Origin of the sequence: Vibrio sp. TRT 2004, assembly GCF_050113735.1 — a bacterium.
Lineage (GTDB): Bacteria > Pseudomonadota > Gammaproteobacteria > Enterobacterales > Vibrionaceae > Vibrio.
Genome location: NZ_JBNJOH010000014.1, coordinates 24,786 through 38,057, shown reverse-complemented (window position 1 = coordinate 38,057; position 13,272 = coordinate 24,786). Strand labels below are relative to the sequence as shown.

Annotated in this window: 15 protein-coding genes; 5 read left to right on the top strand and 10 right to left on the bottom strand. The window is 44.1% G+C overall.

Annotation, left to right across the window (positions count from 1 at the left end; all coding sequences use genetic code 11):
- Positions 1–73: 73 nt before the first annotated feature.
- From ACQEXR_RS08085 to napF, 6 genes are all read right to left on the bottom strand, one after another.
- A complete protein-coding gene (locus tag ACQEXR_RS08085; RefSeq protein WP_331426748.1) occupies positions 74–211 on the bottom strand; it encodes a TIGR02808 family protein in 138 nt (45 codons plus the stop codon).
- Between the two features lie 12 nt (positions 212–223).
- Positions 224–802 (bottom strand): NapC/NirT family cytochrome c, encoded by a 579-nt coding sequence (locus ACQEXR_RS08080; RefSeq protein WP_138971216.1) that lies wholly within the window; start codon positions 800–802, stop codon positions 224–226.
- A 29-nt stretch (positions 803–831) separates the two neighbouring features.
- The gene (locus ACQEXR_RS08075; RefSeq protein ID WP_331426750.1) at positions 832–1,287 is read right to left on the bottom strand and encodes a nitrate reductase cytochrome c-type subunit; all 456 of its coding nucleotides are present in this window, start codon (positions 1,285–1,287) and stop codon (positions 832–834) included.
- A 66-nt stretch (positions 1,288–1,353) separates the two neighbouring features.
- Positions 1,354–3,843 (bottom strand): periplasmic nitrate reductase subunit alpha, encoded by a 2,490-nt coding sequence (gene napA, locus ACQEXR_RS08070; RefSeq protein WP_331426751.1) that lies wholly within the window; start codon positions 3,841–3,843, stop codon positions 1,354–1,356.
- A complete protein-coding gene (locus ACQEXR_RS08065; RefSeq protein ID WP_269374805.1) occupies positions 3,840–4,154 on the bottom strand; it encodes a chaperone NapD in 315 nt (104 codons plus the stop codon). Before ACQEXR_RS08065 ends, napA begins: the two co-directional genes overlap by 4 nt.
- Before the next feature lie 12 nt (positions 4,155–4,166).
- Positions 4,167–4,649 carry a ferredoxin-type protein NapF gene (napF, locus tag ACQEXR_RS08060; RefSeq protein WP_331416593.1) on the bottom strand — a complete coding sequence of 161 codons (483 nt, stop codon included), beginning with the start codon at positions 4,647–4,649 and terminating at the stop codon, positions 4,167–4,169.
- Positions 4,650–4,893: 244 nt separating this feature from the next.
- On the opposite strand from napF, the gene narQ reads away from it, so the two are divergent.
- Complete coding sequence (gene narQ, locus ACQEXR_RS08055) at positions 4,894–6,627, top strand: nitrate/nitrite two-component system sensor histidine kinase NarQ (protein ID WP_331416594.1); 1,734 nt, start codon at positions 4,894–4,896, stop codon at positions 6,625–6,627.
- Positions 6,614–7,246 (top strand): response regulator, encoded by a 633-nt coding sequence (locus ACQEXR_RS08050; protein ID WP_331416595.1) that lies wholly within the window; start codon positions 6,614–6,616, stop codon positions 7,244–7,246. The genes narQ and ACQEXR_RS08050 overlap by 14 nt, the downstream gene beginning before the upstream one ends.
- Before the next feature lie 58 nt (positions 7,247–7,304).
- Here the strand turns inward: ACQEXR_RS08050 and dcuC are convergent, their stop codons facing one another.
- From dcuC to ACQEXR_RS08030, 4 genes are all read right to left on the bottom strand, one after another.
- Positions 7,305–8,672: an anaerobic C4-dicarboxylate transporter DcuC gene (dcuC, locus tag ACQEXR_RS08045; RefSeq protein ID WP_427020091.1), complete on the bottom strand. Its 1,368-nt coding sequence runs from the start codon at positions 8,670–8,672 to the stop codon at positions 7,305–7,307.
- A gap of 283 nt (positions 8,673–8,955) precedes the next feature.
- Positions 8,956–9,771, bottom strand: coding sequence for an EAL domain-containing protein (locus tag ACQEXR_RS08040; protein ID WP_427020090.1), 816 nt, complete (start codon positions 9,769–9,771; stop codon positions 8,956–8,958).
- Positions 9,772–10,030: 259 nt separating this feature from the next.
- Positions 10,031–10,822 carry a lipase family protein gene (locus ACQEXR_RS08035; protein WP_427020089.1) on the bottom strand — a complete coding sequence of 264 codons (792 nt, stop codon included), beginning with the start codon at positions 10,820–10,822 and terminating at the stop codon, positions 10,031–10,033.
- 73 nt (positions 10,823–10,895) lie between these two features.
- Positions 10,896–11,531 (bottom strand): hypothetical protein, encoded by a 636-nt coding sequence (locus ACQEXR_RS08030; RefSeq protein ID WP_138971237.1) that lies wholly within the window; start codon positions 11,529–11,531, stop codon positions 10,896–10,898.
- Positions 11,532–11,634: 103 nt separating this feature from the next.
- Between ACQEXR_RS08030 and ACQEXR_RS08025 the strand changes: the two genes are divergently transcribed.
- The 3 genes from ACQEXR_RS08025 to ACQEXR_RS08015 all read left to right on the top strand — a co-directional run bounded on the left by ACQEXR_RS08025 (position 11,635) and on the right by ACQEXR_RS08015 (position 13,199).
- Positions 11,635–11,883: a DUF2164 domain-containing protein gene (locus ACQEXR_RS08025; RefSeq protein ID WP_427020088.1), complete on the top strand. Its 249-nt coding sequence runs from the start codon at positions 11,635–11,637 to the stop codon at positions 11,881–11,883.
- 140 nt (positions 11,884–12,023) lie between these two features.
- The gene (locus ACQEXR_RS08020; RefSeq protein WP_426951318.1) at positions 12,024–12,560 is read left to right on the top strand and encodes a cytochrome b; all 537 of its coding nucleotides are present in this window, start codon (positions 12,024–12,026) and stop codon (positions 12,558–12,560) included.
- Positions 12,561–12,629: 69 nt separating this feature from the next.
- Positions 12,630–13,199 carry a YceI family protein gene (locus ACQEXR_RS08015; protein WP_427020087.1) on the top strand — a complete coding sequence of 190 codons (570 nt, stop codon included), beginning with the start codon at positions 12,630–12,632 and terminating at the stop codon, positions 13,197–13,199.
- Positions 13,200–13,272: the final 73 nt, after the last annotated feature.

Genomic DNA, 13,272 nt, shown 5'->3' with positions numbered 1-13,272 from the left:
CACCGCAAATGCGGTGGTTTTTTTTACGCTTGATACAAAATAGGCAAAATTGTGTCAGCGCGGAGGGGAAACGTTATTCCGCCTCTTTATCTTTACCTAGCGATAGTATCCATAGAGAGATTGCAGCGACTACCGCAAAGCCAGATAAAATGATAAAAGGCATGGCACCATAGCCGAGGATATGCCAGATAACGGATTCTAAAGTACTCATTTTCTGTGCTCCTTATTGCCAGCCTTCAACACCGTGCATGTCAGGCAGTTTGTGTGCAATACCTTTGTGACAGTCTACACACGTTTTCTCACCAGAGGCTAGGGCAGTAGAGTGCTGTTTTGCACTACGCTGACCTTGCTCAGAGAAATCCATATACTCAAATTCGTGACAGTTACGACATTCAAGTGAGTCATTCTTCTTCAAGCGAGACCATTCTCGTTCAGCTAAGTACGCTCGACGCTCCTCGAATTTCTCAGGTGTGTCGATGGTATTTGTTACAAAATGCGCAAACAACTCTTTCGATGCTTGAACCTTACGAACAATCTTATCTGTCCACTCGTGTGGTACGTGACAGTCTGAACAGACTGCACGTACACCAGAGCGGTTAGAGTAGTGGATTGTTTCTTGAATTTCCTCGACGATAGGTGCGTGACAGCCAGAACAGAATTCCTCTGTATTGGTTGCCTCCATCCCCGTGTTAAATGCGCCCCAGAATAGAAGACCACCAGCGAAACCCATAAATAGAACTACACCGACCGCAGCTTTACTTGGGGTTGCCAATCGTTTCCAAAACGCTTTCAATAATTTCATAGATAACCTCTTATTTACTCACGTGCTGCTTATTTAAGCGCATCGACACTCTTGAACTCATTTTCAACAAGCGGTTTTGCATTGGCTTGAGGAACGTGACATTGAAGACAGAAGTAACGGCGAGGTGATACGTCAGCCAGTACTGCGTCTTCGCGGTTAACGTAGTGCGTTACACTGATCTTAGTTGCGCCCATCTCTTTTGCATTCTTCCAGCTGTGACATGCGAGACATTTGTTCGCATTCAGAGATACCTCATAGCTACGAATGTTGTGAGGGATCAACGGTGGCTGGTAAACAAAGCTACTGTCGAGTACTTGTTCGCGTGGGTATTTTTTAAACTCATCAGCAGAGCGAGTTGCTTCTAATTCACTCACACCACGTAATGACTCTAAGCCACCGATACCACCAGGATTCTCAAGCTCAGCTACAGCCGCACCACTCATTAAAGCACCAACAGATAACAGTGCAATTAGGAATTTTTTCATTATTCATTCTCCGCCTATCGGCTAAATTCTTATCCCTGACTGACGAATCAGTCAGGGCATGCAAACTTACGCAATCTTAGTGATCTTGACTGGACATTTCTTGAAGTCAGTCTGTTTAGACAGAGGATCAGTCGCGTCTAGGATCAGTTTGTTAATCAGAATGCGTGCATCAAAGAACGGTACAAAGACCAAGCCTTCTGGTGGACGGTTACGGCCGCGAGTTTCAACACGTACACGTACTTCACCACGTTTGTTCGCAATCAGAACTTCATCGCCACGACGGATACCGCGTGTTTTTGCATCCGCAGGGTGCATGTAACATACGGCGTCTGGAACCGCTTTATACAGTTCAGGAACACGACGTGTCATGGTACCTGTGTGCCAGTGTTCTAGAACACGGCCAGTACATAGCCACATGTCGTATTCAGCATCAGGCGACTCTGGTGGCGCTTCGTAAGGCGCAGAAATAATCAGTGCTTTACCATCTGGCTTACCGTAGAAGTCCCATCCTGAACCTGCCTTCGCATATGGATCTGAGCCTTCTTTGTAACGCCATAGTGTTTCTTTGCCATCGACAACAGGCCAGCGTAGACCGCGAGTTTGTTGGTATACATCGTATGGGGCTAAGTCGTGTGCTTTACCACGGCCAAAGATCGCATATTCTTCGAAAAGACCTTTTTGAACGTAGTAACCGAAGTGGTGAGCATCGTCATTTAGCTCACGTGCTTCTTCAATTGGGAACTTGTTGATAACGCCGTTGGCGAACAACATGTCATACATAGTCTTACCGCGGTATTGAGGTGCTTTCGCAAGTTGTTCTTCTGTCCAAACTTCTTCCATCTTGAAGCGTTTAGAGAACTCCATCACCTGCCATAAATCAGATTTAGCTTCGCCAACCGTACCGACTTGTTGGTACCAAGCTTGTGTACGACGTTCTGCGTTACCATAAGCGCCTTCTTTTTCGATCCACATTGCTGTAGGTAGAACAAGATCCGCTGCTTGTGCTGTTGCTGTTGGGTATGGATCAGAACATACGATAAAGTTTTCTGGATTGCGGTAACCTGGAAGACGTTCGCCGTTGATGTTTGGGCCCGCTTGCATATTGTTGTTACACATAACCCAGTAAGCATTCAACTTACCATCTTTAAGCATACGGTCTTGCAATACAGCGTGGTAACCCGGTTTAGGTGGGATAACGCCATCTGGAATGTTCCAAATACCTTCTGCGATCTTACGGTGTTTCGGATTTGCTACGACCATATCTGCTGGTAGACGGTGAGCAAATGTGCCAACTTCACGCGCAGTACCACATGCTGATGGCTGACCCGTTAGTGAGAATGGGCTGTTACCCGGAGTCGCAATCTTACCTGTCAGTAGGTGGATGTTGTAGATTAGGCTGTTCATCCATACACCGCGAGTATGTTGGTTCATACCCATTGTCCATAGAGACATCACTTTAGTGTTTGGATCTGCGTACTGTTTAGCCAGTTCAATCAGTTGTTGTTGAGACACGCCTGACATTTCAGACGTTTTTTCAACGGTGTATGGCGCGACAGATTTCTTGTACTCTTCAAACGAAATCGCAGACATCTTGCCTGAGTTAGGATTTGCCGCCGCTTTTTGCAGTGGGTCATCGTCACGTAGGCCGTAACCGATATCAGTATCTGCTTGCTTAAAGTTGGTGTGTTTGTTTACAAAGTCCCAGTTTACCGCGTTATTTTGGATGATGTAGTTAGCGATGAAGTTTGCAATTGCTAGGTCAGACTGAGGTTCAAAGATGTAACCTTGGTCAGCCAATTCGAATGAACGGTGGTAGTAAGTTGATAGCACGTTGACTTTAACGTGTGGGTGACTTAGACGACGGTCAGTGATGCGAGTCCAAAGAACTGGGTGCATCTCTGCCATGTTTGAACCCCAAAGAACGAAAGAGTCCGCGTTTTCAAAGTCATCGTAACATCCCATTGGTTCATCAATACCGAAGGTACGCATGAATGCGACTACAGCGGAAGCCATACAGTGACGAGCATTAGGGTCGATGTTGTTAGAGCGGAAGCCAGCTTTCATCATTTTAGCGGCTGCGTAACCTTCCATCACAGTCCATTGGCCTGAACCAAACATACCTATGCCAGAAGGACCTTGCTTTTTAAGTGCTTCTTTCCACTTTTCAGCCATGGTGTCAAATGCAACATCCCAAGAGACAGGAGTGAATTCACCCTCTTTGTCATATTGGCCATTTTTCATGCGTAGCAGAGGCTGTGTAAGACGGTCTTGACCATACATGATTTTTGAAAGGAAGTAGCCTTTGATACAGTTTAGCCCCTTGTTAACAGGCGCTTCTGGATCACCTTGGGTAGCCACTACTTTGCCGTTTTGTGTCCCTACAAGAACAGAACAGCCAGTACCACAGAAACGACAAGGCGCTTTGTCCCAGGTAATTTTTGTTTGGTCTGAGCTAGCGATCAGGTTGGTTGCAGACGCTGGTAGAGTGATACCTGCGACTGCCGCTGCTGATGCTGCTGCGTTTGCTTTCACAAACGCTCGTCTTGTCATCTTCATACTTCACCCTCGATTTGGGAATGTTGAGTTCCAGTGTTATTGTCGTTTAATTCGTTGTCATCGAGACTACTTTCAATTTGGTGGTAAACCAACGCAGTGCTCAATACATTCGGTAAATTGTTTATTGCTTCGATTGTGTCGGTGATAAAACCTTGGTTTTCTGTTTCTAAAACCACGACTATTTTCCCTTCAGGGCTATCACCATAAATCTCTGCATTATCGTTTTGCTCAATCTGTTGCTTAACTTCGTTAAGATGTTCAGGAGAGCAGTGGACGACTAAGCTAGAAATATGCACTTCGTTAAGTGACATGATGGATTCCGTTTAAACTAAATTGCTCACATTGATTGACGAAGTAGGGCATACAGAAACACATGCGCCACATCCGCTACATTCATCAAACTCTATTTTCGGTTGTGCGACTTTGCCGATTTGTAATTTGAATTTGATTGCCATGGTTTCGCACATATCGCCACAGCTTCGGCATTCGACATTATTAGTCGCCAAACAGCTTTCGCTGATTGACGCTTTTGCATTCCAAGGTTGTTGTGATTGAGGCAAAAATAAGGGTTCAGGGCACGCTTGGGCACACTGATAGCAAAATGTGCATTCATCAATCGAAAAATCGACAGTTGGAAAACCACCGTCACCTTTTACAATGATGTTCGTTTCGCAATTTTCGGCACATTTTCCGCAACGGGTACATAAATCTGTAAAAACACCAGAATTTGCCAACCAAGGGAGCCTGATTGAGGTATCATCGATTTTGTTACGAGAAAAAAAGCTGCGCTTTGCTAGATCGACCACTGAAATCCTTAATATCACGATTATTATGAACTAAGCATAGCTCACAATTGTCATTAACAAACTGTCATTTAAGTTCATACAAATTGTAGTTTTTGACATATTTGTATAAATACCCCTTAGGGGTTAATTAGCAGGGGTTCTTGTTTTAGATCAATTAATTCCGACGGCTTTGATCACATATTGTGCGTGTCGCACAAACTAGGTAGAACAAATATCAGCGATAGATTCAACAAGTGGTGAGACAGTGTTAAAAAGTGTGAAAAACTCCGTTACTAGAACCATTGCCAAAGCGATGGGTCTTATCCTTGCACTCTCGGTGGCGACAACGAGTTTTGCCATCATCACTTTGGCTTCCAGTCTTAATGATGCTGAGGCAGTCAACGTAGCAGGATCGATGCGTATGCAGAGCTATCGACTTGCTCATGATATCCAGTCTGAATCTGTCGATTATGAAGCGCACATTACCATGTTTGAACGTTCTGTTTATGCTCCGTCAATGAAGGCATTGAAAGGCTGGACGGTACCTGACGATATTACCCATGATTACTACCGCCTGATTGTACGTTGGCACGAACTCAAGCAGGTGTTAAAGAGCCATGACAGGGATCGTTATTTGCTCCTCGTTGCTGGATTTGTAAATCAAATTGATGCTTTTGTGTTCAAATTACAAAACTTCTCGGAGCAGAAACTGATCAAGCTCGCATGGGTTGGGGGATTAGGTCTTGGTGGGATTCTTATAGTCGGCATCTTTGTGGTTCATTACACACGACGTGAAATCGTAAGACCTTTGAACGCATTGGTTTATGCCAGTGAACAAATTCAATCGCGTTCATTTGACGTTGAGCTCAATGTTTCGAGCGACAATGAGATGGGAATTTTAACCCGTACTTTCAACAATATGGCCGCGGAACTTGGTAAGCTGTATCGAGGGCTTGAAAAAGCGGTTAATGAGAAAACGCAGAGGCTTCAGCATGCCAACAACTCGCTGAAAGTACTATATAAATCATCGCAGGAACTCACTGCTTCCAGGATTGGTCAGGATAACTTTCAAGCCATCTTAGCTCACATTGCAAGCTTAGAAGGCATCGCGGCGGTTAAATTAGAAATCACTGCCGAGGGTGAACGCCCACTAATACTGACACAAGGTGACGAATGTGCCGGATGCGATTCGAACTGCCAGAGCCAGCCGTTGTCATTAGATGGCGTGGAGTTAGGGACGCTTTACTGGAAAGTATCATTGCCGTGTCCGGATCAAGCTCTGATCGATAACTTTGTCCAAATACTCTCGCGGGCAGTCTATTACAATCAGACGCAAAGACAGGCTGAGCAGCTGCTTCTGATGGAAGAGCGTGCGACCATTGCCCGTGAGTTACATGACTCATTAGCGCAGTCGTTATCGTATCTCAAGATTCAAGTCTCTTTGCTTAAAAGAGGAATTGCTAAACTACCTAATAGCAAAGAGCTTGATAAAACGACGCCAATTCTTGCTGAACTTGATACCGGGTTGTCGGCGGCTTACACCCAGCTAAGGGAACTTTTGACAACCTTTAGATTGACGATCAAAGAGGGCAGTTTTGGAAACGCACTGAGTGAAATGACATCTCAATTGGCAGAGCAGACTGATGCAAAAATCATTTTAAGCAATGAATTATCATCCATTGAACTAGATGCAAATCAACAAGTACATCTACTTCAATTGATAAGAGAAGCAACCATAAATGCTATAAAGCACGCAAATGCACAACACATTTGTATTCAATGTCATGAAACCGATACACACGTCCTAGTCTCGGTCAGTGATGATGGTGTAGGGTTTGATCAATCAATTGAAAAGCTCAACCATTACGGATTAAGCATTATGAAAGAGCGCGCCTCTCGATTAAGTGGAAATCTTGTCGTTAACAGTCGTGACAATAAAGGTTGTGAAGTACTATTAGAGTATCCCAAGATTAAGGAAACGAACATTGACCGTATGTAGAGTATTACTAGTGGATGATCATCCACTGATGAGACGTGGTATTCAGCAGCTTTTGAGCTTTGAAGACGATTTTGATGTGGTGGCGGAAGCAAGCAATGGCGCTGATGCCGTTGCCAAAAACCATGAGCATATACCTGATCTCGTGTTACTCGACCTCAATATGAAGGGGATGTCTGGACTTGATACGCTCGGGGCACTTCGTGCAGATGGTTGCGATGCAGCAATTGTTATCCTAACAGTATCAGACAGCCCGGCAGATATCGAAGCGATCGTCAAAGCAGGCGCTGACGGTTATTTACTTAAAGATACGGAACCTGACGAGCTGGTGGAGCTACTGCGTTTATCGTTACGCGGTAACAAAGCATACAGCCGAGAAGTAGCCAAATATCTTAGCGAACGTGAGAACAGCACGGACGTCTTTGATGAACTCACAGACCGTGAGTTACAAATCTTAAAAGAAGTGGCAAAAGGCTTTCGTAACAAACAGATTGCAGACACACTTTTTATCTCTGAATCGACGGTGAAAGTGCACATGAAGAGCCTACTTAAGAAGCTCAAGGTTCCATCTCGCACAGCAGCAACCGTGTTATACCTAGAACGATACGGTGATAATAAGTAACTGTCACCAATACAAAAAAGGGCGCTGATAGCGCCCTTTTTAGTGCCTAGTCGGCGAACTACGCGTTCATTGGAACCAGTACTATCGTACTAATGATGACCGTTGCCAAACCACACAGTACAGGAACCGAAGTACGTTTCACGACTTCGAACGGACTGATGTTTGCCATGCCTGAAGTTGCTACGATAACACCTGATACTGGCGAAATAGTACGACCTAGGTTAGACGCCTGTAGCATCGGAATGATTAGGAATGCTGGGTTGAGGCCCATTTTAGCGGCTAATGAAGGAGCAAGCTCTACGAATGCGTAAAAAGGCGCATTACCTGAACCCGTCGCAATGGCCGCGGCAACTGTTAGACCAGTCAAGATCAGCATCAATGCAATACCGCCTGCGCCCGCTGTTTCTGCTAAGTGCAGTAGGTTATCAATAGCGCCGACAGACATAAGACCTTGAGCGAACACACCAGCTGCGACCAATAGCATCACAACACCTTTAAACGCGTCAGCCATACCTTGGTAACAAGACTCTAGGTCTTCAAGAGTTCTTTGCCCGTCAAAACGCTTAACAACATAATCAACCAAAGCGCCGATGAAAATCGAAAGCACTACAATGGTGTAGATGTCTAGTTTGAGGCCTGGGATAGTACGACCGTTAAACAGGAACACACCAATAATCGGTAAGAATGGTAACACGGCATAAAACGCTGGCGCGTTTACTTCAATCTCAGAAACATCGACTCGCTCCATTGGAGAGTTTTGCTTTTGATCGAGGTATTTGTTCCAAAAGAAAGCGGCTACTGCCATCACGATGATCGCACAGATTGAGACTGGAAGTACGGTTTGGACGGCGAATACATCCAAATCTAATCCTGACTTCTCAGCTGCAATGACCACATCTCCAGACGTTGGTGAAAGAATGATCGCAGCAGGGGACGCACAAACAGCAACCGCAGCTGGACGAGAAATGCCCATAGCCGTCATCATTGGGAATAGTGTTGCCATTAATAGAACACCAAGGCCTGTTGCAGAACTCACGGCTAATGACATGAGACACGCGACAATATAGGCTGCAACGAGCAGTACGTATGGAGACTTGATGACAGAGAGTGGTTTTGAAAACTGTTTTACTACAACATTGTTAGCACCAATATGAGTCATATAAGCAGCAAAGCCACATAACAGCATGATCTGCATACCTAAACCGCCACCACGGTACTGAAGCATGTATTTGACGTACTCTAGTGCGTCAGTGACCATGTTTCCTGTTGATGTGATCTTTGCGGGCAATACGGTGTGGCCGATAATCCCCGTAACAATCAACAGAAAAATACCGGCAGTGAGTAGGACACCAGCGGGTTTGTAGCCTTTGACAATGAAATAGCCAACGGTGATCGTCACAACGAGGCCAATCAAGAGTTCCAGCATAGAAATCTCCTCAAGATATGAAAAATATAAAGAAACTGTTTCAAACTATGTCAAAGAATGTACAGAATTCTATCTTGTGGCACGAGGGCAATTTGCCGTTCTAATGATCTGGAACAATAATTCGATAAAGCTTTTGCAGTTAGAGATATGTATTGTAAGTGTGTGGTTTCTTGGATGTTAAAATTACAGCCAATGATTGATGGGGCATATACAAAATGGGGAGGAGGTATTGTTCTCAGCGAGAGTTTTAGGACAACTTATTTAAATCGCCGTTTGTCACATTTTACTTACTCAATTCCTCAAAGTTGTGTGTTGCGAACGGATGGATGGCCTCTAGTGGAGCCGGCATTGCGAGAAAATACCCTTGGAACATATCGATCTCTAACTGACGCATTGCATCAAGCTGCTGTTGAGTCTCAATACCCTCAACTACCGTTTTTGCATTGAGTTTTTTTGCAAGGTTAATGCTAGACAGCAAGCCACTTTTATCGCCGTCCATGCACGATAGCATCAATGTACGATCAATTTTTATTATTCCGGGTCTTAACGCTTCAACCCGCTTTTGGTTTGAGGCATTTATACCATAGTCATCTACCGCGATTGTGAACTTATTCTCAGCAAGTTTGTCCATCGCTCGGCGCAGGTTCTCTTCACTCGATGCAGCGAGTTCAATCACTTCCATGACAATTTGCGAGCTACTTAGCTCAAGAGCTTTGAGACGCTGATTTAGCAAGCAAGAATCAATACTTTCGATGGCGAGATATTCCCCAGCGGACGGGAGGACATTAAGGAAGAGTTGCAGATGACGGTATTTTGAACGCGCAAAGTTTCGAATGTGAATGACTCGACTTAAACGCTCTACATTGATCTTGTCATCAAAGTCAGTCTGGTCAGAATGGAAAAAGAGATCAGGGCGGACGCAACCATGTCCTTCACGGTGAATCCTTACCAAAGCTTCAACACCGATAACTTGGTCCTGGCGGTCGAAAATCGGTTGGAACACACTATTGAGTTTTAGGTCTTTATAAGTGCCGACGTACTGCGAATTTTCATTGATGGAAAGGCAATCCACAAATTGCTGCTTAGTGGATAGAATCATACCTACAATAGACCTCGATAATCGACAAAGTTAACCACAGTGGGTTGTTCTCAACATTGCGACATAATATTGACACGGCCGTAAATCTGTCAATTAAACTTTGGGCTAAAGACTCGAATTTTGAAGGCATATCCAACTATTGGTTAATTAATCGTTTACTAGCAGACAGATTAACTGAACGTTTTGTCATTAGTGGCTAAGTAGTAAACATGGTTTGATGCGTTTTTGTCCACGCTAGAGGGGAAATTAGCGGGCGATACTATCGTTCGTCAAAAAAATCTTTATTGCGAATATATTTGGACATCAAATGATAGGAAAAAGGGCGTATTGCCCAAGAAATAATCGATAGCACAAGCCGGCGTATCGTTGGTGTATTTTCGTGAATTTTTCCATTATAGAGCCAGAGCAACTTACCCACATGACGGTAGGCTAGAGGGATAGGGGGTAAGAAAGTAACGACATCGAGATCACAGCAAATACGATAGGTTTTATGGGAGAGTAGATAGTGTCGGGTAAAAGAACCACCCCCTATCGCTGGCTGGCCAAATGTCACTACTCGTTTGATCCTATGTGGATGCATTCGCTCGACGCAATCAGCCATAACACAAGCCAGAGCTCCCCCTGAAGAGTGCCCTGTAAAAGTCACCCGTTTACCTTGTTCAATGAGTGGGGAGAGTACGTCGAGCAGTTTATCTATAACTGTGGTTCCTAAATGGTCACTGTTTTTATTCGGATTGCTCTCTTGATTAAGCAAATAGAAGTAGCCAGCATGAATTGCGTATGGCAACAGGGTATGATCATGAGGCGATCTTTTCCAAATCGCGAGATTGAGTAACCAGTCGTAGGGATTGTGAGACCCTTTAATGACAACGATGACTTCTTCTTGTTGCTCATTCCACAGCACACGAATCATTGGCTGACCAAAGCGGTTATGGATAACCCTTTGTCCTCTAGGCGAAAAACCAAATTGAGTTTGCCTAATGGCAGGACGATAGGCGAGATTACACAAAATAGCGTATCGTTCGTACTGGTAGCGTTTAAGAGCTTTCACTTCAACCTCTTTATCTCGACAAAGAGGGAGTAGTATTGTTGGAGAACGTGACCTTACGATGACATGACGGCGTTTAACTAAGTTGTATGACTGAATAGAGCTGAATGTATTTACGCACCAGCTGTTTATCCGTAGCGCGCTTTAATGGATGGGTAAACTTTACGAAATAAGGGCTGAGGCTAAAATGCTGTTCTAGAGATTGAGCCAGTAGAGATTCACTTTCATACAGAGTGATCCCCTGAACACGGTATTCATCTATCTCGTCTGGTAATTGGCCTGTCCACCAATGTAGTAACTCTCGACTCTGTTTGCTACGCGTTATCCAATGGTCAGTAAGTAATAGTAATAGATCGTTCGGTTGGACGGCGTATCCATACTCTTCTTGCCAATGGGCTATGGTTTTAAACAGCTTCTTACGACATGAAGGCCCAGCGCTAACAAGGTGAGAAGTCAAAATCCACACCGTGCCTATTTCTGAACTGACTCGATAGTGATGGGGAAGATCGATGTTGTTTACCGTATCAAGAGACTTATAGTCGTAGTCATGACCAAACTCATTCAGCGTGCGTGAAAGACGACGCGCAAAGGCTAAACCCAAATGATGCTCGTTCATCCCCTTATTGTGAATTGTTGGGTAGTGCTTTTCACATAACGCCATGCAGTCAGCCTGAAATTCGTTGACGCTCTGTACTAATACATCCAATAACAAGATCAATCTCTCCATAATAAGCACTAAGCGTAACTAGACTAACATGCTGCGATAAAGTTTCGTTACACTTAATCGATTAAAACTTGAGGAGCTTTAGGGGTTTATGTCTAAGATTGAATTTACATCACAACAAAAACAGGCGATGGCGCAGCGGCTTCAGAACTACTTAGAAGACGAACTTGATATTGAAATTGGACAATTCGATAGTGAATTTCTGCTTGAGTTTATTACCAAGAATTTTGGTGGCGCTTTTTACAACAAAGGCCTATCTGATGCGCAAGCGGTAATGGAAAGAAGAATGTTAGATATTGGCGATGAAATCTATCAAGCCGAGCAATTGAGTGATTATTAAGTTCCTTCAAATTTTTTGAACGACTTAATCAACACCAACGGATGTCGTGAAAGTAAAGAATAGTAAATAATCTGTTGCAAGAAAGACGGGAAATGTAGTCTAAAGAGCACAAAAGTAACGCTAAGGTATAGGGCTGTTGAATGAAATCAGACGTAAAAAATTACAACCCAGTAGCAAGAGCAATCCATTGGTTGTCAGCGATTGTGGTTATCGCCATGTTCGGCGTCGGACTGTGGATGGTCGATCTATCCTATTACAGTCAGTGGTATAAGACCGCACCGCACTGGCACAAATCAGTTGGATTATTGCTAGCAGGGTTAACCATCTTTAGATTTGTATGGAAATTAGTGACGCCGTCACCACGAACTGAAGGCAGCCCGCTAGAAATCATTGGCGCCAAATTGGCTCATATGGCGATGTACGTTCTGTTTATCGTGCTGTTTGTCTCGGGATATTTGATTTCGACGGAAGACGGCCGAGCGATTGACGTTTTCAACTGGTTTAGTGTACCCGCGCTAGGGGCTCTGTTTGAAAATCAGGCAGATATCTCTGGTCAGGTTCATTTCTATACGGCTTGGGCACTCATTATTCTTGCTGCTGTTCATGCAATTGCAGCTTTAAAACACCACTTTATTAATAAAGACAATACGTTACGTAAAATGCTAGGCATAAACTAGTTATTACGTGCACAACGTTATCAAAAACGTGAAAAACAACACGCTACGTAAGATGATAGGAGCTTCATAATGAAAAAAACAATTTTTGCTGCAGGACTGGCTATGGTTATGGCATTGCCTTTTGGTGCGAGTGCAGCAGATTACATGATCGATACTAAAGGTGCTCACGCTTCAGTTAACTTTAAAGTAAGCCACCTAGGTTACAGTTTTATCAAAGGTCGTTTTAACAAGTTCGATGGTGAGTTTTCTTATGATCCTGCTAACGTAGCGGCATCAAAAGTAATGGTAAATGTTGATACGACAAGTTTAGACTCGAACCATGCAGAGCGTGATAAACATATTCGTAGTTCTGACTTTATTGACGCTTCTAAGTACTCTACAGCAACCTTTACCAGTACCAGTGTTGTTGATAAAGGCGACGGCAAACTGGCTGTAAATGGTGAACTGAATCTTCACGGTGTGACTAAGCCAATTACAATTGACGCTGAGTTCATTGGTGCAGGTCAAGATCCTTGGGGTAATGAGCGTGCTGGCTTCTACGGCACAACGCGTCTTGAGCTTGCAGACTTCAATATCGCAGTGATGGGTGCATCAAGTTATGTAGACATGGAACTGCACGTTGAAGGTGTTAAGAAATAACACCAGCAGCGGAAGTGACAAAAAAGCCCCTTAGCCTGAGCTAAGGGGCTTTTTTTGGTCAAGCGACTTATTT

Bases quoted from the DNA above. Each gene is read 5' to 3' on its own strand.
- ACQEXR_RS08085 (WP_331426748.1), bottom strand. From the start codon at position 211: ATGAGTACTTTAGAATCCGTTATCTGGCATATCCTCGGCTATGGTGCC.
- ACQEXR_RS08080 (WP_138971216.1), bottom strand. From the start codon at position 802: ATGAAATTATTGAAAGCGTTTTGGAAACGATTGGCAACCCCAAGTAAA.
- ACQEXR_RS08075 (WP_331426750.1), bottom strand. From the start codon at position 1,287: ATGAAAAAATTCCTAATTGCACTGTTATCTGTTGGTGCTTTAATGAGT.
- napA (WP_331426751.1), bottom strand. From the start codon at position 3,843: ATGAAGATGACAAGACGAGCGTTTGTGAAAGCAAACGCAGCAGCATCA.
- ACQEXR_RS08065 (WP_269374805.1), bottom strand. From the start codon at position 4,154: ATGTCACTTAACGAAGTGCATATTTCTAGCTTAGTCGTCCACTGCTCT.
- dcuC (WP_427020091.1), bottom strand. From the start codon at position 8,672: ATGCTGGAACTCTTGATTGGCCTCGTTGTGACGATCACCGTTGGCTAT.
- ACQEXR_RS08040 (WP_427020090.1), bottom strand. From the start codon at position 9,771: ATGATTCTATCCACTAAGCAGCAATTTGTGGATTGCCTTTCCATCAAT.
- ACQEXR_RS08025 (WP_427020088.1), top strand. From the start codon at position 11,635: ATGTCTAAGATTGAATTTACATCACAACAAAAACAGGCGATGGCGCAG.
- ACQEXR_RS08020 (WP_426951318.1), top strand. From the start codon at position 12,024: ATGAAATCAGACGTAAAAAATTACAACCCAGTAGCAAGAGCAATCCAT.
- ACQEXR_RS08015 (WP_427020087.1), top strand. From the start codon at position 12,630: ATGAAAAAAACAATTTTTGCTGCAGGACTGGCTATGGTTATGGCATTG.